This is a genomic window from Kaistella treverensis, from assembly GCF_900114045.1.
Lineage (GTDB): Bacteria > Bacteroidota > Bacteroidia > Flavobacteriales > Weeksellaceae > Kaistella > Kaistella treverensis.
On the sequence record NZ_FORQ01000001.1, the window covers coordinates 1,029,413 to 1,053,181 of the forward strand.

Below are 23,769 nucleotides of genomic sequence, written 5' to 3' on the forward strand. Positions count from 1 at the left end.
AAAAAAAGCTCCTTTTTTGGGGCTTTTTTTTGGTTTTACCTTTACTCGAAAATTTCCCGGACCACAGCTAAAGAATTCGGAATGTAGAAATTGGTGATGTGAAACTGGCAGTAAATCATCAGCGAATCTAGAAAAGCTGTTTTGTCTTTTTTTGACAATTTAACGGCATAAATTTCCGACGCTGCTAAAAATTTCAACCAAATTTCCGAAATATTTTCATTGAAAAAAGAATGCGACATTTCAGCTTCAAAAATTCCGCTTTCAGGATTCAAAAATTTGTCATTTCCTTTTAAAGGCGCTACGCCGGAAATCATTAAAAATTTAAAAATAAAGGCCAAATAGGCGTCAAAATTTTGTTCAACAAATTGATTTCTAACGATAATCATTTCCTCGAAAAGCACTTCATTCCGGCCTTCTTCGCGCAAAACCTGATGCAGAAAATCTGCGGTAAAAAATAAAACCGAACTCGCGGCAACATTTTGAAAATCGTATGAATCGGTTCCGGCTTCGAGTTTTGAAACGCGGGAAATCCGGCTTTCGACGGCTTTTTTAGGAACCGAAAAAAAGAGGTAATTAAGGGGAAATAAATAGGGTTTTTTCTTATTCTTTGCGGTGTACAAACCTTTTGCAAAAAAACTCTGGAAACCTGCTTCCTCTGTAAAGCAGTGTAAAATAGCGTCGCTGTCGCCATATTTTACGTAAGACAGCAAAAAACCTTTGATGATCTGCATTAATTTACAACAGCAATTTTCGCGGTGGCGGTGTCGGTTCCGTCTTCATTGGTCATCAAAACGAAATATATTCCGGAAGCTACGCGCGCACCGCGGTGATTCAGCAAATTCCATTCGTAAAATCCGCCGCGCGCAACTGCCTGATGCACAAGATTTCCAGCCGTATCGGTAATTCTGATATTGGTTTTTGCCGCCAAACCGCGGATTTTTACATTTCTTTTGTGTTGCGAATAAACCACAGGATTCGGATAAACCAAAACATCAGCGAAATTATCGTTCACGTTCACCACATCGCCCTGATAGACGACAACTCCTTCCACGGTCACGAAATAAACCTTTCCGGTAGCTTTATCAACTTTTATATCGGTAACATCATTTGTGGGCAACGGCGAATTTTCACGTGTAAAATGCTGCAAGGTTTTTTCACCGTTTGCGCTTAAATAAAAAACACCGCCGCCGTCCGCCGAAATCCATTTCTGGTTTCCGGAATCCACTTCAATTTGCAAAATCTGGGTATCGCGGAAGAGTTCTTCACCCACACCATTTTCTTCGATGATAATCGGTTCAGCTTGTGGAGATGCCTCGCCAATTGCGCTTTTTGGGTTTTGAAGTACACGCAAACCGATTCTGGTGCCGATCCACAAATCATCATTTTTGTCCAAAGCTGCGGAAACCACACCACTTGCGGGCAGATTATTTTCTTTGCGAATCACGGTAAAACGATCATCACCGCGCACTGCAGGTGTATTGTTATAATCATAAATTACCAGTCCGCCGCGGATGTCGAAATATGGCGAGAAAAGGTAGAGTATCCCATCTTCTGCAAACGGTTTTTGCGTATCTCCGCCGGAAACTACGGTCGTCAGGTTAAACTGGTCTGCACCGGCATCATAATGGTAAAAGCCAAACTTGCCGGCCTGTTCAGAAGTGGACGCGAAAAGCTGGTTATTATCATCGAAAGTAAGTCCGCCAATGCGCTTGTAAAAGGCGTCTTCGGTGATATATTTATTTTTAAGAACGTCATCAACCATACGGTAGATGCCTTTTTTACCGGCTTCAAAGGTATAATTTACAAAAAAAATCTCTTCTTTTTTGGCCGGATTTATTACCGCATCCAAAACATTCAGCGCACCTTGAAAAGTTTTGAAAAAATCGGGATAAATCCATTCTTTTCCATTAAAATGGTAATAGCCAAGATTCCGGTAAATAGGTTCGTTATAACCTTCACGGCCTCCGCTGGAAATTACGATCTGGTCATCAACCAAATCGATTTTATACGAAGTGTTGCTGTACGGACCGTCGGGTTTCAAAACTTCGCCGGATTCGGTTAAGATACCGGAAACCTGTGTTCCTGCGAAGATTTTTGACTGCGAAAAAATAGCGGTATTGAGCTGTTCTTTAGCATCGAAAGATTTTACCAAACTTCCGGACAAACTGTAAATCAAAACTTTCGTTTGATCGGTAACGATGATATTTTGATCTGTAACTTGTACGTCACGAATATCATTAAAACTTCCTGCGAGCGCTGAAAATGAATTTCCATTTCCAAAAAAAACCCTGTTTTTGGAGCTAAAAACTGTGGTGTTTCCACTTGAAATTTGCGTGAAATCTCCGCTTGAAACCATTGTCCATTCGCGGTAAATGGGAAAAGTGACATCGATGGCGTGCTTTTTTAAACCGTTTGGCGTCACTGCAAAAACCATATTTTCTTTAATGACGGCTTCGCGCGCAGGTTCGTAAACACCGACTGAATTGGTAAAAAATGCCGTGTCGCCAAATTCTTTTCTATCCAGCCGGAAAATGGAAACGCCATATCCAACAGAAATCACCGCCAGGTTTCCCGAAATGGAAATGTGATTGATTTTTTTATCACCCGAATAACCCGTGGCAATTGGAATGTCCACCACATACGTAATTCCATCGGGTGAAATGACATCCAAAGAACCGTTTTCGTATCCGACTAAACCGGTTTTGGTTTCGGCGTTATAATCAAAAGCGGAAATTTTCACTTCGTGAAGTCCGTTTGCTTTTGATAATTTTGAAATTTCGCCCGTTGCAGGCGTATAAAAAAATATTCCGTTTTTGGTGGCGGCTATTAATTTTCCGGCGTCTTCGCGAATGACCAAAACATTATTGTAGGAAAATAAATCGCTCCATTTGCCCGAAGAAATTTTCTGCGCCGGAAAATATAAAATCCAAAAAAACAGCAAAAACGGAAGGAATTTTTTCATGTTCAGACCATTATCTTTTCGTCAATAATCTGATTTTGCCACGAAATATTTTTTACCGTTTTATTTCTGTCAAAATAAAAATCGATTTTTCCCAAAAGCAAACCTGCCCAGCCCACCTGATTTACGAGCACATTTTTACCTTTTCTGTTTTGGAAAGCTTGGGGTTCCGGCAGAAAGGTGTGCGTGTGACCGCCTAAAATCAAATCAATCCCGTCGGTATTTGCCGCAAGAACTTTATCGGAAACCTTTGGATTGTCTTTATATTCGTAACCGAGATGCGAAAGGCAAATAACCAGATCGCATTTTTTTTCGTTCCGTAAAAATTCCGAATAATGCTGCGCAATTTCTATCGGATTTAAATATTCCGTTTCGCCGTAATCTTTTTTACCTACCAGACCGGCAAGTTCGATCCCGACACCAAAAATTCCGACCTTAATGCCATTTTTATTGAATAATTTATACTTTTCTGTTTCACCGTCTAAAATGGTATTCGAAAAATCATAGTTTGAACATATGAACGGAAATTTCGCAACCGGACGGACTTTTTTAAAACCCGCCAAACCGTTATCGAAATCGTGGTTTCCCATTGTTGAAGCATCATAGCCCATCATGGACATCAACTTAAATTCCAGTTCACCACCGAAAAAGTTGAAGTACGGCGTGCCCTGAAAAGTATCGCCGGAATCCAGCAAAAGCACGTTGCTTTCTTCGCTCCGGATTTTTTGAATTAATGCTGCACGGCGCGCAAAACCACCCTGGTTTGGATTTCGGGTATATGATGAATCAAACGGTTCAATTCTGCTGTGCTGATCGTTGGTATGCAAAATCGTCAACTGATATTCTGACGCTGATTTCAATATATCGAAATTCTCCGCCATCAAAAGGTTTGGCGCCAAAGAAAGTGCTAAAGCCCCGCCACCTGCGGTTTTCAGAAACTGTTTCCTATTCATCAGTGGTATCTTTTTTATTTTTAAAGTTCAGGCGCACATCCGTTGGAACGGTAACTTCCGGATTTGCTTTAAATTTTTCCAGAAATAAATCGCGTAATTTAATTCCGGTGGAAATCATTTCACCTTTTTTAAAGTAATCCATATTATCACCGCCCAAAGCAAGATAATCGGAGGTCGCGATATAATACGTTTTCGCCGGATCTATTTTTTCGCCGTTAATCAGCTGTTTTACTATTTTATCACCATCGGTTTCAATAACGATGTGCGAAACTGGATTGTTTTTCTGCGTTTTCAGATAATAATCGAAAAGTCCCTGCATATCAGCGCCTTTCATTTTCATAATCATGACTTCATTTTCAAAAGGCATCACCTCATAAATCTGTCTCGTAATGATATCGCCTTTCGCGATCGTGGTTCTGATGCCGCCGATGTTAATCACTGCGCCATCAATTCCACCCGGAATGCCGTTGTTTTTTGCCCACACATCAGCACCTTCAAAGGTGTAATCGGCTAAAAGATTTCCCAAATTGCTGTTGTCACCAGATTTGGTAAGATCGACAGCGGTGTGAGAAAGTTTGGTATTCATTTTACCTTCCAGCTCCATTTTATAAGGCTCAATGGTTTTCTTGAAAGTCTGGTCTTCCGGCAGATTTTTCGCAACCGAAATATTTTCTTGGGTTTCAACTTTCGCCACAGCCAGCGGCGCCCGGCAGGAAATCAGCGTTACGGCAACAAAACCCGCCAGTAGAAATTTACTTTTCATAATCTTAAAATAAGAGTTACAAATATAGAGATATGAATATAAAGTTCTCCAGGATTTTCCCTAAATCTCACCTAAAATTTTGTAATTTTGGAAGATTAATTCAAGAAAAATGAGCAAATTAAAAGGTCTTGGTGTGGCGCTGGTAACACCGTTTAATGAAGATTTATCGGTTGATTTGGATTCACTGACGAAGTTGGTGGAATTCAACATCGAAAACGGCACCAATTATCTGGTAGTTTTGGGCACCACTGCCGAAGCCGCAACCCTTTCGGAAAATGAGAAAAAAACCGTCATTGAGCACATTATAAAAGTGAATGACAAGCGCTTGCCGCTCGTTTTAGGAATTGGCGGAAATAATACGCTCGAAGTAAAAAAACAAATTGAAGAAACCGATTTATCGGCTTTCGACGCAATTCTTTCGGTCTCACCATATTACAACAGACCGAATCAGGAAGGTCTTTATCAGCATTATAAAGCACTAGCAGAAACAGGTAAACAAATCATCATTTATAATGTTCCGTCGCGCACCGGCCAAAATGTCGAAGCTTCTACAACCGTAAGATTAGCAAAAGAATTCCCGAATCTTTTTATGATTAAAGAAGCTGCGCCGAGCATCAACCAATATTTTGATATTTTAAGACAAAAACCGGAGAATTTCAGTTTGGTTTCCGGTGACGATGAATATACGCTTCCCGTAACTTTAGCGGGCGGCGACGGTGTAATTTCGGTAATTGGACAGGCGTATCCGAAAGAATTTTCCACCATGGTTCAGCTGGCTTTCGACGGAAAAGTGAAAGAAGCCTACGAAATCCACAATAAGTTGGTAGAAATTACTAGATTGATTTTTGCAGAAGGAAATCCGGCCGGAATTAAAACCATTTTGGCTGAAATGGGAATTTTGAAAAACTTTGTTCGATTGCCTTTGGTGATCGCAAGCTCTGGACTTCAGGAAAAAATAAAAGCGGAAATGGTTGGAATTTAATTTTTAGACAAAATCAAAAAAAAGCCTGTTATAACGGGCTTTTTTTCATTTTATAACTTTGCTAAACGCTGCAAATATTCGCTTTTTTTCGTCAAATGTGTTCCGAACCAGGAGAAAGCTTCGCCGTCCACCAAAGTGATTTTTTTCGAAGGAAATTCTGCTTGAAATTCTTCAATGTGTTTTTGCTTAAATGGATACGGCTCTGTCGAAAGAAAAATATATTCAGCCTCATGAAAATCTGAAAGCGAAATCACCGGATATCTTTTCTGCGCAGAAAAAATATTCTGGAAACCGATTTTGCTTATAACGTCATGAATAAAAGTATCCGAACCTATCGTCATATACGGATTTTTCCAAATGAGATACGCCACTTTTTTCGGTGTTTCGACTTTAATTTCAGAAAAAATCCCGTCAATGCTTTCATTGAAATTCCGTGCTAAATCGGGCTTTTTTAGCAATTTACCGAGGTCAGTAATAAACATGGAATTGTCTTCTAAATTTTGAATATCGGTGACCCAAACCTTAAAATTTTTGCTGAGTTCTTCCACCTGAAGTTTTTCGTTTTCTTCTTTATTTGCTATAATTAATTCGGGGTTTAAAGCACGGATTTTTTCAATATTCAGATTTTTGGTGCCGCCAATAACTTCAACTTCCTTCACCAAATTTTCCGGATGAATGCAGAATTTAGTGCGACCAATAATTTCGTTTGAAGTCAGTTCAAAATCAAAAAGTGTTTCGGTAATACTCGGTACGAGCGAAATAATTTTCATTGAATTTTTTTAAAGAAGTCTGCCACTCAAAAGCAAACCTGCGACTGTAAAATAAATCACCAGACCAGTAACATCAACCAAAGTGGCCACAAAAGGTGCCGAAGAAGTAGCGGGATCAAGATTAAATCTCTTCAAAATAAAAGGAACCATCGAGCCTGAAAGTGTTCCCCACATTACAATCATCGACAGCGAAATACCGACGCTTAACGCAATAAATGCCCAATGCTGACCATAATCAAACCAGCCTGCATATTGCCAAAGCATAATTCTGAAAAAGCCGAAAATACCTAAAATCCCACCCAGCACCATTCCTGTGACCAATTCTTTTTTAATAACGAGCCACCAATCTTTTACAGTAATTTCCTGAAGTGCCATTGCGCGGATAATCAGCGTAGCGGCCTGGGAACCGGTATTTCCGCCACTTGAAATAATTAGTGGAACAAATAAAGTGAGTACAACTGCTTTCTGAATTTCATCTTCAAAATAACCCATTGCTGAAGCCGTTAAAAGCTGGAAGAAAAATAAAAGAATAAGCCAGAAACCTCTTTTTCTGATCATTTCAAACCAGTGTGTTTGCCGGTATGGATCATCTAGTGCTTCCATACCACCGAATTTTTGAATGTCCTCGGTGTTCTGCGACTCAATTTGGTCTAAAATATCATCGATGGTTACGATTCCGACCAAAACTCCGTTTTCAGTGACAATCGGCAAGGCAGAACGGTCATATTTTTCGAAATAAGGTACCGCATCTTCTTTTGAAGTAGTCGTCGTAATCGCGACAAAATGATTGTCAGTAATCTCCGAAATCAGCGTGTCTTCTTCCGCCAAAAGCAGCGAACCGATCATAATATCGTCTATCAGGCGGTTTCGCTCATCAACCACATAAAGATGGTTCATGGTTTCTACTTTTTTGCCGAGTTTTTTAATTTGCTGAAAACACCGTTTTACCGTCCATTCTTTCCGGATTTGAATATAATACGGCGTCATCAGTCGCGCGATAGAATCAGCGTCGTAGCCCAAAAGTTTCAGTGCGACGCGTCTTTCCTGCGGATTCAGGTGATTGATGGAATATTTGATGAGCTCATCCGGAAAATCTTCGAAAAGTGCGGTCCGGTCGTCGGGCGACATCGCGTTCAGAATTTCAGAAACCTCATCACTGCCAATGCCGCGGATGGTTTCTTCCTGGAAATCCGGGTCAAGATGTGAGAAAACATCAGCTTTATACTCTTTCGGAACTTTCAAAAACGCAATCAGGCGCTCATCAGCGCGAAGCTCGCTGAGCGTTTCTGCAATATCCTGCGGATTGAAAATAAGATCGTGGGTTTCCAAATTTTTCTTTAAGCTGTGCAAAAGTAACCATTTTAAAAAAACAGACGAAATTATTGGTTTTATGTTTTTATCCAACCAAAAAAATTGGCAGCTTTTTAAGCATTTTTTCCCTTTTTTTAAAAGAGAAAAATTGGGTGCTTTAGCCCGAAATTTTTTTAAAAATTTAAAATCGACAAAATACTTGCTTTAAGAGCATATTTTTTTCCAAAATTTAAAAACGAAAAATTCGGCGTTATTTCAGCATTTTTTTTGGTTTTAGAAAAACAGAAAAATTGGTGCTTTTAGGTCGGAATTTTTATTCAGCAAAAACTTAAACTAAAATTTGAAAATAGCTGAGCACCGAAATTTAACTTTATTTTAAAACACTTTCAGAGCGCGATTTTGTAAATTTGTTTCCATGAGAACATTTGGTAGAAATCTGCTGACCCAAATTCAGGAAGCCACACTTCGCGGCGATGCCGCGCATGAAATTTATTCTCCGCCGTACCGCCCGCTTTATTCTTACGAAGAAATTTTAACCAGAAATCCGAAGTTTGCAGCCGTAAATATCATGCTTTATTTAAAGAATAATGAGTGGTTTTTGCCGCTCATCGTACGCAGCGAAAATGAACGCGACCGCCACAGCGGCCAAATTTCTCTGCCGGGCGGTAAAAAAGAAGATTTCGATGTGGATTATGCGGCAACAGCAAAACGCGAGACCTCGGAAGAAGTTGGAATTGATGAACATTACATCCGCATTATCCGCGAACTTTCACCGATTTACATTCCGCCGAGCAACTTTTATGTAAAAGCTTTCGTTTCGTACACCAAGAAAAATCCGGAGTTTTTCCTGCAGGAAAGTGAAGCTGTTGAGCTTATTGAATTTCCCGTTTCTTCTATTTTAAGTTTAAAAGATGCACCGGAAATGATGGTGTTACCAACGTCGCGCGGCGTGGAAGTTCCGGTCATCAATTTCAACGGTTATATTATTTGGGGCGCAACGTCGATGATCCTGAGTGAATTTAGCCAATTATTGAAAAATTTGTAAATTCGCACCCTATGTTTATTAGATAATGGCGAAGAAAAATATTTTCACAGATGCTTTTGGCAATCTGTATTTCCTAAAACGACTGATAATTTTTGTTTTGGGGATGGTATCCTACCGAAGATTTAATGGTTTTAATAAGCTAAAAATTTCCGGGACCGAAAATTTAGTGGATCTTCCCGACTCTAACGTTCTTTTTGTTTCCAATCACCAGACTTATTTCGCCGATGTTGCCGCAATGTACCAGGCTTTTTGTGCAGTAAATAATGGTTATTTAAATTCTATCAAAAATCCAATTTATCTGCTGAATCCAAAAGTTGACATTTATTATGTTGCAGCTGAAGAAACCATGAACAAAGGTTTTATGACCAAAATTTTCAAGCTTGCAGGTGCTGTAACGGTAAAAAGAACCTGGCGCGCCGAAGGCCAAAATGTAAACCGAATGGTGGATTTAACCGAAGTTGAAAATATTATGAAAGCGCTGGACAACGGCTGGGTGATTACTTTTCCGCAAGGCACGACTTCGGCATTTGCGCAGGGCAGAAAAGGAACGGCGAAATTGGTAAAAAACCAAAAACCTATTGTAATTCCGATAAAAATTAATGGTTTCCGCCGCGCTTTTGATAAAAAAGGTTTGCGGGTGAAAGTTACGGGCGTAAAACCGACGATGGTTTTTAAACCTGCTTTGGATATTGATTATGACAAAGATGATGCGCAGACTATTTTAAATAAAATCATGATTGGCATCGAACAAACCGAAGATTTCAATTTGCTGCACGAATATGATGAAGAATTGAAAACAAAAAAAGCAGAAGTTAAAATTTAAATAAAACTTATGAAAAACTTATTTTTTGTCCTTACATTTTTATTTTTAACGGCGTGTGCTTCGCCAAACAAATACCGCGATTTCGATTACAGCTACGCGCGAAGTGGCGGTTTATCGCCGATTTATGAAAATTTACTCATCAAAGGCCATAAAGTTCATTACTCATTCGAAGGTCAAAACCAAAAGGTGAAAAAAGATTTCCGTATTACAAATCGCGAACTTCACCGAATTGAAAAAGCACTTGCAACAAATAATTTCCGCACCATTCAGGAAGATTATAATAAACTTTACGACAATATTTCAACCACGATTAACGTAAAAAAAGGTGATAATTCCGGCAGCAAAAGCGACGCGTCGAACATCATGCCGAAAGATAAAGCGCGCTGGGACAGTGTTGTGGTGGTTTTCCACGACATCATCAACGATAATCTTAAAAAATAGCACGGTTTAATTGATGTTCAGCAAATTCCATAACAAAACGCGCGTGCTTATTTTCACAAAAAATGCCGTTTTAACCCCGTTTTTTTTACATATTCTTAATTTTCACGGTAAAAATTTCGACCTTATTTCTTCGGTTGAAACTGAAGAAATCCCGAGTGAAGATTTTGTAATTTTAGCTGCTTCAGAGGCTAATTTTTTCGAAAATTATAAACCGAATATTTCCCTTGCGACGTCTGAAATCAGTCAGGAAGAATTGGATTTGCTTTGCAATAGCATGACTTCCGGCGGAGTTTTAATTTTCCCTGATGTTTTGAACTCTGAAAACGAAACTCAGATTACATTTTTCAGAAAACTGGAATTCGCTGAAACCGAAATCAAAAATGACGGTGAAAATTTTTCATTTAAGACTTCAATGGGTTTTTTACCATTTCCGAAAAACGACAGATTTTTAGCTGAAAATTTAGCCGGACTTCAACTGCTCGCACAGCAATTCGGTATTATGGAAGAAGAATTTTATGAAGCGGTGATGGAATTTAATCCGTCTTAAAAAATTTACGAGCTTCCCGAAGTCTGAAATTTTGATTAAATTTACGTAATAAAATTTACGAAAATGAGATATCATCAATCGGGGAAAATTCCACAGAAAAGGCATACTGTTTTCAAATCGGAGGATGATAAGTTCTACTATGAGCAGCTTTTTGGCACCGAAGGTTTTCACGGTATTTCCTCGCTTCTTTACCATATTCACCGTCCTACGCAGATAAAATCCATCAGCGAACCGAAAGATGTAACGCCGAAAATCGCGGTTGCTAAAAACGTGACGCCGCGCATGTTTAAAGGCATGAATATTACGCCGGAAAACGATTTTCTGGAAAGCAGAAAAGTTTTGCTGATAAATAATGATCTGAAACTTGGTTTGGCAAAACCAAAAAAAAGCACCGATTACTTCTATAAAAATGCTGAATGCGACGAATTGCTTTTCATTCACGAAGGCAGCGGAACACTCAGAACTTTTGTCGGAAATCTCGATTTTTCCGTTGGTGATTATCTTATTATTCCGCGCGGAACTATTTATTCAATAGATTTTAATGACGAAAAAAACGTGCTTTTGTTTATTGAAAGTCATTCGCCGATTTATACACCGAAAAGATACCGCAATGAATTCGGTCAGCTGCTGGAACATTCTCCTTTCTGCGAACGCGACATTGTAGCGCCAACTTTCATGGAACCAATCGACGAAAAAGGTGAATTTTTAATTAAAGTAAAGAAAGAAAATCAGCTCTGGGACTTCGTTTACGCGACGCATCCGTTTGACGTTGTTGGCTGGGACGGCTACTTTTATCCTTATAAATTCAATATCAAAAATTTCGAACCGATTACCGGTCGGGTTCACCTTCCACCGCCAACGCACCAGAATTTCGAAGCGCATAATTTTGTGGTTTGCTCTTTCGTGGCGCGAATGTATGATTATCATCCGCAAGCGATTCCGGCGCCGTATAATCATTCAAATATCGATTCGGACGAGGTTCTTTTTTACACCGAAGGCGATTTTATGAGCCGCAATCACATCGATTTAATGGATTTCACGCTTCATCCCGGCGGTATTGTTCACGGTCCGCATCCTGGCGCGATGGAACGAAGCATTGGCAAAAAATTCACTGAAGAATATGCGGTGATGGTTGATCCTTTCCGACCATTCCAGATTACGGAAGAAGCGTTGAAAGTTGAAGATCCGTCTTACAAAACATCTTGGTTGGAAACTGAGGATAATTTCCTGCATGACCGCAGTCAGGAATAAATATCATGTTTTAATTGGCGAAAAATGACTTTCCTCATTTAAAAGCCCGAGGTAAATATTTACTTTTGGGAAGTATTTAAATGACATAAAAATAAAATTATGGTTGAGTATATCAGCGCCGAAGAGGCCGTTTCCGTCATCAAAAGTGGCGATCGAATTTTTTCCCACGGCAGCGCCTGCACGCCGAATCTCTTAATTGATGAATTGGCGCGACAAGCCGGTCGTTTGCGCGACGTAGAGTTTGTTTCCATAACGCAGCAGGGAAATGTTGAAATTGCAAAACCGCAATATAAAGACAGTTTTTACATCAATTCACTTTTCGTTTCTACACCGGTTCGTGAAGCGGTAAACTCGGAACGTGGTGATTTTGTTCCGGTTTTTTTGAGTGAGATTCCAACGCTTTTTAAATGCGGAATTTTACCGTTAGATGTTGCCATGGTTACGGTTTCACCACCGGATGCGCATGGTTACTGCACGCTTGGAACTTCGGTAGATGTCGCCAGAAGTGCTGTAGATAATGCAAAAACCATTATTGCGCAGGTGAATCCGAGACTTCCAAGAACGCACGGCGACGGGATGATTCACCATTCTAAAATCGATAAAATGGTGTGGCATGAAGAAGAATTGCTCACCGTAGATTATGGCGCAAAAGTCGGTGAATGCGAAATGCTGATTGGGAACAATGTGGCGCAACTCATCGATGACCGCTCCACTTTGCAAATGGGAATCGGAACCATTCCGGATGCGGTTTTAAAATGTCTTCACAACCACAAAGATTTGGGAATTCACACCGAAATGATCAGCGACGGAATTGTAGATTTGGTAGCAAACGACGTCATTACAAACAAATACAAAGGCACGCATTCTAACCGAACCATTACGAGTTTCGCTTTTGGAACCCGAAAGTTATACGATTACATCGACGATAATCCTTCGTTTGCATTCATGGATGTGGAACACGTGAATTATCCGATCAACATCATGAAAAACAAGAAAATGGTTGCGATAAATTCCGCTATTGAAATTGATTTAACCGGCCAGGTTTGCGCAGATTCCATAGGAACTTACCAGTTCAGCGGAATTGGCGGGCAAATGGATTTCATGCGTGGCGCTGCACTTTCCGAAGGCGGAAAACCTATTATCGCCATTTCGTCGCGAACCAAAAAAGGTGTTCCGAGAATTGTACCTTTCCTGAAACCCGGCGCCGGCGTAGTCACGACCAGAGGTCATATTCATTATGTTGCCACGGAATTCGGAGTTGCGTATCTGTACGGAAAAAGCCTGAGACAGCGCGCGAAAGCTTTAATTGAAATTTCGCATCCCGATGATCGCGAAATGCTTGAAAAAGCGACTTTTGAAAGATTTAAATGCCTGTGAAAAGGCAAATTTTCCCGAAATTATTTTCGGGATTTTTTTTGGATTCAAAAAATTACCTGCTATTTCGGGTAATTTTTCTTTTTAAATTTTTCCCGCCTTATTTGACCATTTTTTTGAATTTCCCATACTCCTGAAAATTTTTGTAATTTGGCATATCAAAAAAACAGAACAATGTCAACACTTACTTTCGCAGAAAAAATAGCTCAAGCTGAAAACTTTTTGCCCATCAATGGTACCGATTATATTGAATTTTACGTAGGAAATGCCAAACAGGCAGCACATTTCTATAAAACCGCTTTTGGTTTTCAATCCGTTGCTTATGCAGGTCCGGAAACCGGCGTTCGCGACCGCGCTTCGTACGTCGTGCAACAGGGAAAAATCCGGTTGGTTTTAACTTCCGGATTAAGTTCCGATTCACTGATTTGCGAACATCAAAAAAAGCACGGCGATGGGGTTAAAATTTTAGCACTTTGGGTGGATGATGCTTATTCAGCTTACGAAGAAACCATCAAACGAGGCGCAAAACCTTATCTGGAACCTCAAACTTTAACCGATGAATACGGCGAAGTTCGCATGTCCGGGATTTATACGTACGGTGAGACCGTTCACATGTTCATCGAAAGGAAAAATTATAAAGGTGATTTTATGCCGGGCTTCCAAAAATGGGAAAGCGTTTACAATCCAACCGAAGTCGGACTTTTATACGTGGATCACTGTGTGGGAAATGTGGGCTGGGACCGCATGATTCCCACCGTGGAATGGTATGAAAAAGTGATGGGATTTGTAAATATTTTGAGTTTTGATGACAAGCAAATCAACACTGAATATTCGGCTTTAATGAGTAAAGTGATGAGCAACGGAAATGGTTTTGCAAAATTCCCGATTAATGAACCAGCTGAAGGTAAAAGAAAATCTCAGGTGGAAGAATACTTGGATTTCTACGAAGGTGAAGGCGTTCAGCACATCGCTGTGGCGACAAAAGACATTGTAAAAACCGTAACGGAGCTTAAAGCGCGCGGAATTGAATTTTTGCCGGCTCCGCCGAATTCTTATTACGAAATGGTTCCGGAACGTGTTGGCACCATCGACGAAGATCTAAAAACCCTTTCTGATTTGGGAATTTTAATAGATTGTGATGAAGAAGGTTATCTGTTGCAGATTTTCACAAAACCCGTGGAAGACCGCCCAACGCTTTTCTTCGAAATCATTGAAAGACACGGTGCACAAAGTTTCGGTGCCGGAAATTTCAAAGCGTTGTTTGAAGCTTTAGAAAAAGAACAGGAAAGACGCGGAAATTTATAATCAGTTAAAATGAAAAAATCTCTCGTTTTTGCCCTGTTTTTTTTCACAGCGCTGGGACTTCGCGCGCAATACGGTTCGGTGAACGCGATTTTAGACCGCCTGGAAGAGCGCCGCGGAATCAACCAAAATTTAACAAACATCAGCATCGACGATAAAAAATTCGTTTTAGTTAAAGATTTCGACGATCATACAGAACGGTCTTTTATTGTCATCAAAGGAAATTCAGCAACTTATATCGAAATTTTCGATGATAAAAGCACGGGCGAAAGCACTTCAAATGTTTTCAGCGGCGATGTCGTACGCTCCAAACACAATATAGTTTCGGTGCGCGCAAATTTGCTCGAGGGTAAAAAAATGCCGGTTCCTGTGACAAAAACCTTCCTGATGACCCAGCAGAAAAAAATACTTTACCTGCTGGATATCAACACCCGAGAACGCTGGATTGACGAAACGTCTATCAACAAAAAATAAATTCAATAATTATTCATAAAAGGTTCAAGGCAGCGCCAGTCGCAGAATTTGAACCTTTATTTTAAATACCATTCTATGAAATCTTTTATCTCTTATCCCGAAAATTCGGATTTTTCAATTCATAATATTCCGTTTGGTGTCGGTATTTTCAATGAAGAATACATTGCGTGCTGTTCGCGGATTGGCGATATGGTTTTAGATCTGGCGACGATGTACGATTACGGATTTTTCGGTGATATCGACGGGTTAAATGAAAATGTTTTTGAAGCTTACACGCTCAACGAATTTATCGAGCTTGGAAAACCTGTGACGAATGCTGTTCGTCTGAAACTTCAGGAACTTTTGCTTGAAAATTCTCCGCTTTCGGAAGACCAAAAAACTGTGGAGGAATGTTTCTACAGCTTCGATAAGGTGCAAATGATGATGCCGCTTCACGTGCCGAATTATACCGATTTTTACAGCAGCATCGAACATGCGAGCAACGTTGGCAAAATGTTCCGCGGTGAAGAAAATGCGCTTTTACCAAACTGGAAACATTTGCCGGTCGGATATCACGGACGCGCTTCTTCGATTGTAGTTTCGGGAACGGATTTCTACAGACCTAAAGGTCAGATGAAACCTGCGGGAACAGATACACCGGTTTTCGGGCCGTGTAAACAGTTGGATTTCGAGCTGGAAATCGGCTTTGTGGTGAATAAAAACACCGAAATGGGCGACAGCATTTCTACCGCTGACGCGAACGACGCGATTTTCGGAATGGTTATATTTAATGACTGGTCGGCGCGCGACATCCAAAGCTGGGAATATGTTCCTTTAGGACCGTTTTTAGGCAAAAATTTCTGTTCTTCGATTTCGCCTTGGGTTGTCACTTTAGAAGCTCTGGAACCGTTCAGAATTGAGTCACCAAAACAGGAACCTGAAGTTTTGGATTATTTGAAATTTGAAGGCAAGCAAAATTTAGACATTCAGCTGGAAGTTTTTTTGAAACCGGAAAACGGCAGCGAAAATTTAATTTCACGCAGCAACTATAAATTCATGTATTGGAATATGGCGCAGCAACTGGCGCATCACACCGTAAATGGCTGCAATGTGGAAGTTGGTGATCTCTATGCTTCGGGAACAATTTCGGGCACTGAAAAAGGTTCTTTCGGTTCCATGCTGGAACTCACTTGGAGAGGTACAGAACCGATTATTCTGTCCGACGGTTCACAGCGAAGTTTCATCGAAGATTTTGATACGATCATAATGCGCGGTCACGCGGAAAAAGATGGTGTTCGTGTTGGTTTCGGTGAAGTTAGGGGGAAGGTTTTACCTGCGAAATAATTAAAAGCAAAAAAAAATGCCGCTAAAAGGGCAAATTTTTAAGTTTTAATAAAAATAAGCCTTCAAATAGAGAATTATATATGAAAACAATTTCCCCCCACGAACTCAATAATTTTCAACTCCAGACGCTTTTGCAAACGGCTATTGCGCCGCGCCCGATTGCTTTGGCATCAACAATTGACAAAGACGGAAATGTTAATTTAAGTCCGTTCAGCTTTTTTAATATGTTCAGCTCCAATCCGCCGGTCGTGATTTTTTCACCCGCGCGCCGTGTGCGCGACAATACCACGAAACATACTTTGGAAAATGTTCTGGAAGTTCCGGAAGTGGTCATCGGCATTGTGAATTATAAAATCGTACAACAAGTTTCGCTGGCATCTACCGAATATGAGAAAGAGTTGAATGAGTTTGTAAAAGCAGGTCTTACGATGAAAAAAGCGGATTTGGTGAAACCAAACCTCATCGAAGAGTGTCCCGTAAATCTGGAATGTAAAGTTTTGGAAATAAAACATTTGGGTACCGAAGGTGGCGCAGGAAATTTGGTCATCTGCGAAATTGTAAAAATTCACGTACGTGAGGAATATTTAAATAACGAAGGAAATCTGGACCAAAAAAAACTGGATCTGGTGGCACGTTTAGGAGGAAACTGGTATTCCCGAAACAATGAAAACAATCTCTTCGAAGTTCCGAAACCTTTGGTTACAAAAGGAATTGGCTTTGATTTGTTGCCGGACGAAATTAAATATTCAAAAATATTTACGGGAAATGATCTGGGAATGCTGGCGAATACGGAAATTTTACCGGAAGGAAAATTTAGTTCAAATGAAAAAATTCACGCTGAGGCGAAAGAACTGCTTCATCAGCACAGAATAGAAGAAGCCTGGGAAAAATTACGCGTTTGAGCAGGTAAAAAACAATCTGTTTCCAAAATCAAAAAAGCCGCAAATATTCGCGGCTTTTTTGGTGTTTTTTTTAATCTTTTATACTTAAGTCGTCATTCAAATCCGGGTTGAGTTTCAGCGCTTTCCGTCTTTGATTATTGCGGAATTTGATATTCAGCACTTCAACCAGCAAGCTGAAAGCAAGACACGAATAAATAATGTTTTTGCTAACATGCTGATGAATTCCTTCTGCCACTAACATCACTCCAATCACAACGAGGAAGGACAAAGCAAGCATCTGCAAACTCGGATATTTATTGATAATCGTAGAAATCGGGCCGGCAAATGCCATCATAATTCCAATGGAAATAACTACAGCAATAATCATCAGCACGACGTTATCCACCAAACCAATGGCTGTTAAAATTGAATCCAGCGAGAAAACCATATCGATCAAAATAATCTGAATAATGACCATCGCCATGAGCGAAGACGCGGCGGATTTTGGTTTGTGATGATCGTCTTCAATCTGCATTTTGCCGTGGATTTCAAAAGTACTTTTCGCAATCAGGAAAATACCACCGACCAAAAGAATGATGTCTTTCCAACTCAGCGCGAGAGGCAAATCTGTGCCCGGTTCATTAAAGAAATCAAGTGTAAGAACCGGTTCTTTTAGACCGATAATCCAGTTTATCATGAGCAAAAGAGCCACGCGGAACAGCATCGCGAAAGCCAAACCGAGATTTCGCGCAAATTTTTGCCGTTCTTTTGGCAATTTATCCGAAATTATCGAAATAAAAATAATGTTATCAACGCCCAGAATAATTTCCAGGAAAGTAAGTGTCAATAAACTGATCCAGATTTGCGGCTGCGCAAAATCGGGAAATTCCAAAACCGAGAGTAGCATCATAGAAAACGTGTTAAGCTTACAAAATTATAAAATTCTGTTGGTTGCGAAATATTAAATTTCGTTCACATCGGTTTAAATTACAGATGTTTTTTTAAAAAATTGACGGCTAAATCAGTGGCTTTTTCTAAATCTTCCGGCAGCGTTTTTTCGGTCCAGGGTTCCTTCGCACCGAAAGTATGGTTTGCACCATCAATCATTTCAATCTCCGAAGTTTTACACCATTCGTGAAGCAAAGTCGCTTCTTTGTCTTTCACCGCATCGTCGTTTGTTCCCTGGATAATTAAAAACGGCTTTTCTAAATGCTGCGCAGCGTACTGAATATTAAAGCGTTCTTCATTTGCTTTATAATCCTCAAAAAACTGATAATAATGAGGCATTTGTTGGTGTGTGCGTGCATTTTCGGAGAACATGACGCCTTCTTTTTTCCAGTTTTCCAATCTTTCCCCCGTCGGAAAACGGTAACCAAAATGGCTGACGCCGGCGAGCGCAATAAGCACTTTTACACGGACGTCTTCAAAAGCCTCAATAACCGAAATTCCGCCGCCGCGGCTGTGCCCGATGATGGCAATTTTTTCTTTATCGATTTTCGGATTATCGTAAAAATGGCTTAAAACCGCGTTATAATCTGAAAGTTCTTTGGTGAAATTATTCTGGCCAAAACTTTCAAGATCACCGAAATTCAGTGGATCTTCTAAAGTTGTTCCGTTATGCGAAAAATTAAATTTCACAAAAAAATATCCGTTTAGGGCGAAATTTTTCGCCATCAAATCCCAGGCGCCCCAATCTTTATAACCTTTGTACCCGTGAACAAAAAGTACCAGCGGAAGTTTTTCCTGCGTTTCGGGATAATAAGCATCAGCTAAAAAATCTTTTGTTTCCGGATTTTGAATGATAATATTTCTGTCGATTTTAATTTCCATCATCTATTTTTGGTTTTAAATTTTAAAAAAAAGCTGTTTTTAACGGCAAATTTTTAGATTTAAAATATTCAAATAAAATTAGGCAATTTCCAATAAATCGGTTTTGTTAGAATTTTGAAAAAAAACACCCAAACAGGCGGTAAAAAAAACCTCCCAAAAAATTGAGAGGTTTGATTTTATTTAAAATTCAGATTACCAAATTTTAATTCTTTCTTCCGGTGCTTTGTACAATTTGTCGCCCGGTTTCACATCGAAAGCTTTGTAGAAGGAATCCTGATTCACCAACGGCGCAAAGGCACGGAAATAGCCCGGCGAGTGCGGATCGGTTTTCACCTGATTCACCATATATTGCTCTGTAGATTTCGTTCTCCAAACGGTTGCCCAACTCATGAAAAATCTCTGATCCTGAGTTAATCCACTGATCAATCCAGGATTTCCGTGATCTTTCAGGTACATTTGAAGCGCGGTGTACGCCACAGCTACTCCACCTAAATCACCGATATTTTCACCGCTGGTAAATTTTCCATTGATGAAACTGCCTTTTACAGGTTCATATTTATCGTATTGCGCAGCAAGTTGCCCAACTTTCGCATCGAAGTTTTTACGGTCAGCTTCTGTCCACCAGTTATTTAAGTTTCCGTCGCCATCGAATCTGGAACCGGAATCATCAAAACCGTGAGAAATTTCGTGACCGATAACAGCACCAATTCCACCAAAATTAACAGCCGGATCTGCTTTAAAATTAAAGAACGGCGGTTGCAAAATTGCAGCCGGGAATACGATTTCGTTGTTAGAGCCGCTGTAGTATGCGTTTACGGTTTGTGGTGACATTCCCCATTCGGTTTTGTCCACCGGTTTCCCGATTTTATCCAAATTTTTAGCATACTGCCACTCGGTGATGTTCTGCAGGTTTTTGTAGTACGTTCCACCATTCGCAGGGCTCGAAAGCGATAATTTCGAATAATCTTTCCAGGTGTCCGGATATGCAATTTTAACCGTGAACTTGGAGAGTTTTTCCTGGGCTTTTTCTTTAGTTTCCGGTGACATCCAGTCGTTTTCCGCGATATGTTGCGCGAAAGATTTTTTCAGATAATCGATGTAGGTTTCCATCTGCGCTTTAGCTTCTGCCGGGAAATATTTTTCTACATACAATTTACCGAAAGCTTCGCCCAAAATACCATTGATGACACCTAAACCTCTTTTATTCATCGGTCTTTGCTCCTGCTGACCCTGAAGATATTTTGAATAGAAATTGAAGTTCAAATCATCAAGTTCTTTGTTCAAATTTCCGGCGTTGGAAGAAACCAAGCGCGCTTTCATATAATCTTTGATGAGCGGAAGGTTTTTCGCGTTCATCCAGGAATCCATATTCTGGTAATATTTCAGCTCACTAACGATTACTTTATCGGTGTTAACACCCGCGTCGGTCAAATATTTTGGCAAATTGATGTTTGAAACCAATTTTGATAATTCCGGAATTGTTTTCGGATTGTAACGAAGATTCGCATCACGATTTTGCTCGTTGGTCAATAAATCCTGCGCGAGTTTTTTCTCAAAATCAACCACTTTTTGCGCCGACTGTCCTGCATCTTTATAACCAATGGTTTGGAAAATCTGGGTTAAATAATTTTGATATTCCGCTAAAGTTTTGGTGTTGGCGTCGTTTTGTTTTTGGTAATAATCGCGGCCTAAACCTAAGGATGCACCACCCAAATAAACCGCGTTCATCACGGAATTTTTCATGTCTGCGCCTACACGCCACGCATAAAACGGATTGTCACCGGTCTTTGTAGCTTGCGTCAGGTAATTCTGCAGATCGCCAACAGTTTTAATATTTTCGATTTTCTGCAAATCACTTTTTATAGGATTAATGCCGTCTGCATTTCTTTTATCCCAATCCATAAAAGTTCCGTACAGGTTCTGGATTTTTTGTCCTTCGGAACCAGCCGGAAAATTATCGGTGAGGATTTTGTTCAGAATTTCGAGCGAGGCGTTATCTACGTCTTCACGAAGTGCGTTGAAACTTCCCCAGCTTGATTTATCGGAAGGAATGGCAGCAGTTTTCATCCAGTTTCCGTTCACATAGCTGAAGAAATCATCCTGCGGGCGAACGGTGGAATCCATGTAAGAAAGGTTAAGCCCTTCTTCCTTAATCGGTGTGATTTCTACCGCAGCCGGAGCAGTTTCCACCTCAGCGGTTTTGGTTGTAGTACACGAATTAAGGAAAACAAGTCCGGAAAATGCGAGTACTGTTATTGAAATTTTTTTCATAGGATTTTTTAATTGATAAATTTTTGGTATTCTCAAAGATAATAAATATTTTAAATGTAATGAATAACTTTTGAGGCGAATTGTTGCGTAAGGGATTGCAGCGGCATCCCCCGGCGGCGCTGGCGCGCCGCCGGGGGATATAGCGGAAAGCCCGGCCTGAACGAGGGAAATTCCCGAGAGAAGGATACGCCCAAAAAAAAATCACCCAAAAAAACTGGGTGATTTAAAGGCAAAAAATTCGGTTTTGGCTACCAGATTTTTACGCGGTCTTCCGGCTTTTTGTACAGTTTGTCGCCTTCTTTTACGTTGAAAGCTTTGTAGAAAGCATCGGTGTTTACGAGCGGCCCAAAAGCGCGGTAAAGACCCGGTGAGTGTTCATTGGTTTTGATTTGGTTGATGAGCGCAGCTTCTTTTTGAAGCGTTCTCCAAACGGTTGCCCAGCTCATGAAAAAGCGCTGATCTTGCGTGTAACCGCTGATTAATCCCGGATTTCCGTGATCTTTCAAATACATTTGAAGCGCATCGTAAGCGATATTTACTCCGCCTAAATCGGCGATATTTTCACCATTTGTAAAAGTTCCATTCACGAAAGTTCCTTTTACCGGTTCGAACTTATCGTATTGTGCAGCAAGCGCTTTGGTTGCTTTCTGGAAATTGGCTTTGTCAGCTGGCGTCCACCAGTCCACAAGGTTTCCGTCGGCATCGAACTGGGAACCGGAATCATCGAAACCATGTGTAATTTCGTGACCGATTACAGCACCAATTCCTCCAAAATTTACAGCAGCATCAGCTTTCGGATTAAAGAAAGGCGGCTGTAAAATTGCAGCTGGGAAAACAATTTCGTTGTTTACGGGGTTATAATACGCATTCACAGTTTGCGGCGTCATTCCCCATTCTGTGCGGTCTACCGGTTTTCCAACTTTCTCAAGATTTCTGTCGTATTGCCACGCCGAAATATTCTGAAGGTTTCTGTATAGTGTTCCGCCGTCTTTCACGGAATTTACCGTCAACTTGGAATAATCTTTCCAGGTGTCCGGATATGCAACTTTTACGGTAAATTTATTGAGCTTATTGAGGGCTTTTTCTTTAGTTACCGGCGACATCCAATCTAGATTGGTAATGTGAGAGGCAAAGCTTTTTTTCAAATATCCAATGAGGTCAACCATTTGGGTTTTGGCTTCGGCAGGGAAATATTTTTCAACGTAAAGTTTTCCGAAAGCTTCTCCCAGAGAACCATCAATGAGTTCGAAACCTCTTTTGTTTAAAGCGCGTTGCTCGTCCTGGCCACGTAAATATTTACCGTAGAAATTAAATTTCATATTGTCCAGATTCTCGGACAGATAGCTTGCACTGCCGGAAAGCAGGTGAAACTTCATATAATCTTTGATGACCGGAAGATTTTTCGCATTCAAAAACCTATCGAGATTCTGGTAATATTTCAGTTCGCCGATAATTACGCGGTTGGTATCCACACCTACAGCATCCAAATATTTCGGCAGGTTTACATTTTTTACCATTTTGGAAAGCTCCGGCATGGTGCGTGGATTATACTGCAAAGTAGCGTCGCGAATCTGCTCGTTGGTCAAGTAGGTTTGCGCCATGCTTTTTTCGAAATTCACGATATTTTCCGCAGTTACCGCCGTATTTTCATAGCCTAAAGCGTTCAGCATCGTAGCCACATATTTTTGGTATTCTGCTAAAGTTTCGGTGTTTTTTGGATTTACTTTTTGGTAATAATCACGGCCGAGACCTAAAGAACCTTCGCCGAGATAAACCGCATTCATTTTTGAGTTTTTCAAATCTGAAAATACGCCCCAGGAATAGAACGGGTTTTCACCGTTTTTAGTTGCTTCAATGAGGTATTTTTGTAAATCAGCAACGGTTTTAATTGCATCGATTTTTGCTAAATCCATTTTGACCGGCGCAATACCGTCGGCATTCCGTTTGGTCATATCCATGTAAGTTCCGTACAAATCCTGGATTTTTTTGCCTTCGCTGCCAGCCGGATATTCATCTTTAAGCAATGAATTCAAAATGGTCATCGAATTGTTGTCGGTATCTTCCGCCAGTTTGTTGAAACTTCCCCACGTAGATTTATCTGCCGGGATTTTCGCGGTTTTCATCCAACTTCCGTTCACGAAATTATAAAAATCGTCCTGCGGCCGCACAGAATTATCGATGGTCGAAAGATCCAGACCAACATCTTCAACATCCTTTACGGTTTCTGTAGCTGCAACCGGCGGTTCCGGTGGAGTAACTGCTGCTGGCGCGCAATTCAGGGCAATGATTCCGGCAAACGCCAGAATACCAATGTTAATATTTTTCATAGGTAAAACTTTATATGGTTAATAAAAGTGTTTTAGTGGTAAGCTTAAAATGAAAAAATACCCTGTTTAAGCGGTAGTTTTTTTGAAATAGCTAATATCAAAAAAAAGACCGTTTTTGTTACTGATTTTTCAAAAACTGAAA

At 40.3% G+C, this 23,769-nt stretch carries 21 protein-coding genes; 11 read left to right on the forward strand and 10 right to left on the reverse strand.

Annotation, left to right across the window (positions count from 1 at the left end; all coding sequences use genetic code 11):
- Positions 1-41: 41 nt before the first annotated feature.
- From recO to BMZ55_RS04880, 4 genes are read right to left on the reverse strand one after another with little or no spacing between them, the layout of a single operon-like run.
- On the reverse strand, positions 42-731 hold the full coding sequence (gene recO, locus BMZ55_RS04865) for a DNA repair protein RecO (protein ID WP_089819136.1): 690 nt from the start codon (positions 729-731) through the stop codon (positions 42-44).
- Positions 731-2,962 carry a type IX secretion system anionic LPS delivery protein PorZ gene (porZ, locus tag BMZ55_RS04870; RefSeq protein WP_089819138.1) on the reverse strand — a complete coding sequence of 744 codons (2,232 nt, stop codon included), beginning with the start codon at positions 2,960-2,962 and terminating at the stop codon, positions 731-733. The genes recO and porZ overlap by 1 nt, the downstream gene beginning before the upstream one ends.
- 2 nt (positions 2,963-2,964) lie before the next feature.
- A complete protein-coding gene (locus BMZ55_RS04875) occupies positions 2,965-3,912 on the reverse strand; it encodes a bifunctional metallophosphatase/5'-nucleotidase (protein ID WP_089819140.1) in 948 nt (315 codons plus the stop codon).
- Complete coding sequence (locus BMZ55_RS04880; RefSeq protein WP_089819142.1) at positions 3,905-4,675, reverse strand: 5'-nucleotidase C-terminal domain-containing protein; 771 nt, start codon at positions 4,673-4,675, stop codon at positions 3,905-3,907. The genes BMZ55_RS04875 and BMZ55_RS04880 overlap by 8 nt, the downstream gene beginning before the upstream one ends.
- A 109-nt stretch (positions 4,676-4,784) precedes the next feature.
- Here BMZ55_RS04880 and dapA point away from each other — a divergent pair, with 109 nt between their 5' ends.
- Complete coding sequence (gene dapA, locus BMZ55_RS04885) at positions 4,785-5,657, forward strand: 4-hydroxy-tetrahydrodipicolinate synthase (protein WP_089819144.1); 873 nt, start codon at positions 4,785-4,787, stop codon at positions 5,655-5,657.
- Positions 5,658-5,707: 50 nt separating this feature from the next.
- Here dapA and BMZ55_RS04890 read toward each other — a convergent pair whose 3' ends face one another.
- Together BMZ55_RS04890 and mgtE are read right to left on the reverse strand one after the other, a co-directional pair.
- Entirely contained in the window at positions 5,708-6,427 is a 720-nt protein-coding gene (locus tag BMZ55_RS04890) for an ABC transporter substrate-binding protein (RefSeq protein WP_089819146.1), read from the reverse strand.
- 9 nt (positions 6,428-6,436) lie between these two features.
- On the reverse strand, positions 6,437-7,756 hold the full coding sequence (gene mgtE, locus BMZ55_RS04895; protein ID WP_039343597.1) for a magnesium transporter: 1,320 nt from the start codon (positions 7,754-7,756) through the stop codon (positions 6,437-6,439).
- Between the two features lie 397 nt (positions 7,757-8,153).
- Between mgtE and BMZ55_RS04900 the strand changes: the two genes are divergently transcribed.
- The 10 genes from BMZ55_RS04900 to BMZ55_RS04945 all read left to right on the forward strand — a co-directional run bounded on the left by BMZ55_RS04900 (position 8,154) and on the right by BMZ55_RS04945 (position 17,220).
- On the forward strand, positions 8,154-8,783 hold the full coding sequence (locus BMZ55_RS04900) for an NUDIX hydrolase (RefSeq protein WP_039343592.1): 630 nt from the start codon (positions 8,154-8,156) through the stop codon (positions 8,781-8,783).
- A 25-nt stretch (positions 8,784-8,808) separates the two neighbouring features.
- Positions 8,809-9,606, forward strand: a complete 798-nt coding sequence (locus tag BMZ55_RS04905) for a lysophospholipid acyltransferase family protein (RefSeq protein WP_039343591.1) — start codon at positions 8,809-8,811, stop codon at positions 9,604-9,606.
- A 9-nt stretch (positions 9,607-9,615) separates the two neighbouring features.
- Positions 9,616-10,047 (forward strand): hypothetical protein, encoded by a 432-nt coding sequence (locus BMZ55_RS04910; RefSeq protein WP_089819148.1) that lies wholly within the window; start codon positions 9,616-9,618, stop codon positions 10,045-10,047.
- A 13-nt stretch (positions 10,048-10,060) separates the two neighbouring features.
- Positions 10,061-10,594, forward strand: coding sequence for a hypothetical protein (locus tag BMZ55_RS04915; protein ID WP_089819150.1), 534 nt, complete (start codon positions 10,061-10,063; stop codon positions 10,592-10,594).
- Between the two features lie 63 nt (positions 10,595-10,657).
- On the forward strand, positions 10,658-11,845 hold the full coding sequence (locus BMZ55_RS04920) for a homogentisate 1,2-dioxygenase (RefSeq protein ID WP_089819152.1): 1,188 nt from the start codon (positions 10,658-10,660) through the stop codon (positions 11,843-11,845).
- A gap of 99 nt (positions 11,846-11,944) precedes the next feature.
- Positions 11,945-13,222: an acetyl-CoA hydrolase/transferase family protein gene (locus BMZ55_RS04925; RefSeq protein WP_089819154.1), complete on the forward strand. Its 1,278-nt coding sequence runs from the start codon at positions 11,945-11,947 to the stop codon at positions 13,220-13,222.
- A gap of 171 nt (positions 13,223-13,393) precedes the next feature.
- Entirely contained in the window at positions 13,394-14,524 is a 1,131-nt protein-coding gene (gene hppD / locus BMZ55_RS04930; protein WP_089819156.1) for a 4-hydroxyphenylpyruvate dioxygenase, read from the forward strand.
- A 9-nt stretch (positions 14,525-14,533) separates the two neighbouring features.
- On the forward strand, positions 14,534-14,995 hold the full coding sequence (locus BMZ55_RS04935) for a hypothetical protein (RefSeq protein ID WP_089819158.1): 462 nt from the start codon (positions 14,534-14,536) through the stop codon (positions 14,993-14,995).
- Positions 14,996-15,070: 75 nt separating this feature from the next.
- Entirely contained in the window at positions 15,071-16,318 is a 1,248-nt protein-coding gene (gene fahA, locus BMZ55_RS04940) for a fumarylacetoacetase (protein WP_089819160.1), read from the forward strand.
- A gap of 80 nt (positions 16,319-16,398) precedes the next feature.
- Entirely contained in the window at positions 16,399-17,220 is an 822-nt protein-coding gene (locus BMZ55_RS04945; protein WP_089819162.1) for a flavin reductase family protein, read from the forward strand.
- A 70-nt stretch (positions 17,221-17,290) separates the two neighbouring features.
- Here the strand turns inward: BMZ55_RS04945 and BMZ55_RS04950 are convergent, their stop codons facing one another.
- The 4 genes from BMZ55_RS04950 to BMZ55_RS04965 all read right to left on the reverse strand — a co-directional run bounded on the left by BMZ55_RS04950 (position 17,291) and on the right by BMZ55_RS04965 (position 23,627).
- A complete protein-coding gene (locus tag BMZ55_RS04950) occupies positions 17,291-18,109 on the reverse strand; it encodes a TerC family protein (protein ID WP_089819164.1) in 819 nt (272 codons plus the stop codon).
- A 77-nt stretch (positions 18,110-18,186) separates the two neighbouring features.
- Entirely contained in the window at positions 18,187-19,032 is an 846-nt protein-coding gene (locus BMZ55_RS04955; RefSeq protein ID WP_317041314.1) for an alpha/beta hydrolase family protein, read from the reverse strand.
- 189 nt (positions 19,033-19,221) lie between these two features.
- Positions 19,222-21,300 (reverse strand): M13 family metallopeptidase, encoded by a 2,079-nt coding sequence (locus BMZ55_RS04960; RefSeq protein ID WP_089819166.1) that lies wholly within the window; start codon positions 21,298-21,300, stop codon positions 19,222-19,224.
- A gap of 248 nt (positions 21,301-21,548) precedes the next feature.
- The gene (locus tag BMZ55_RS04965) at positions 21,549-23,627 is read right to left on the reverse strand and encodes a M13 family metallopeptidase (RefSeq protein WP_089819167.1); all 2,079 of its coding nucleotides are present in this window, start codon (positions 23,625-23,627) and stop codon (positions 21,549-21,551) included.
- Positions 23,628-23,769 lie beyond the last annotated feature (142 nt).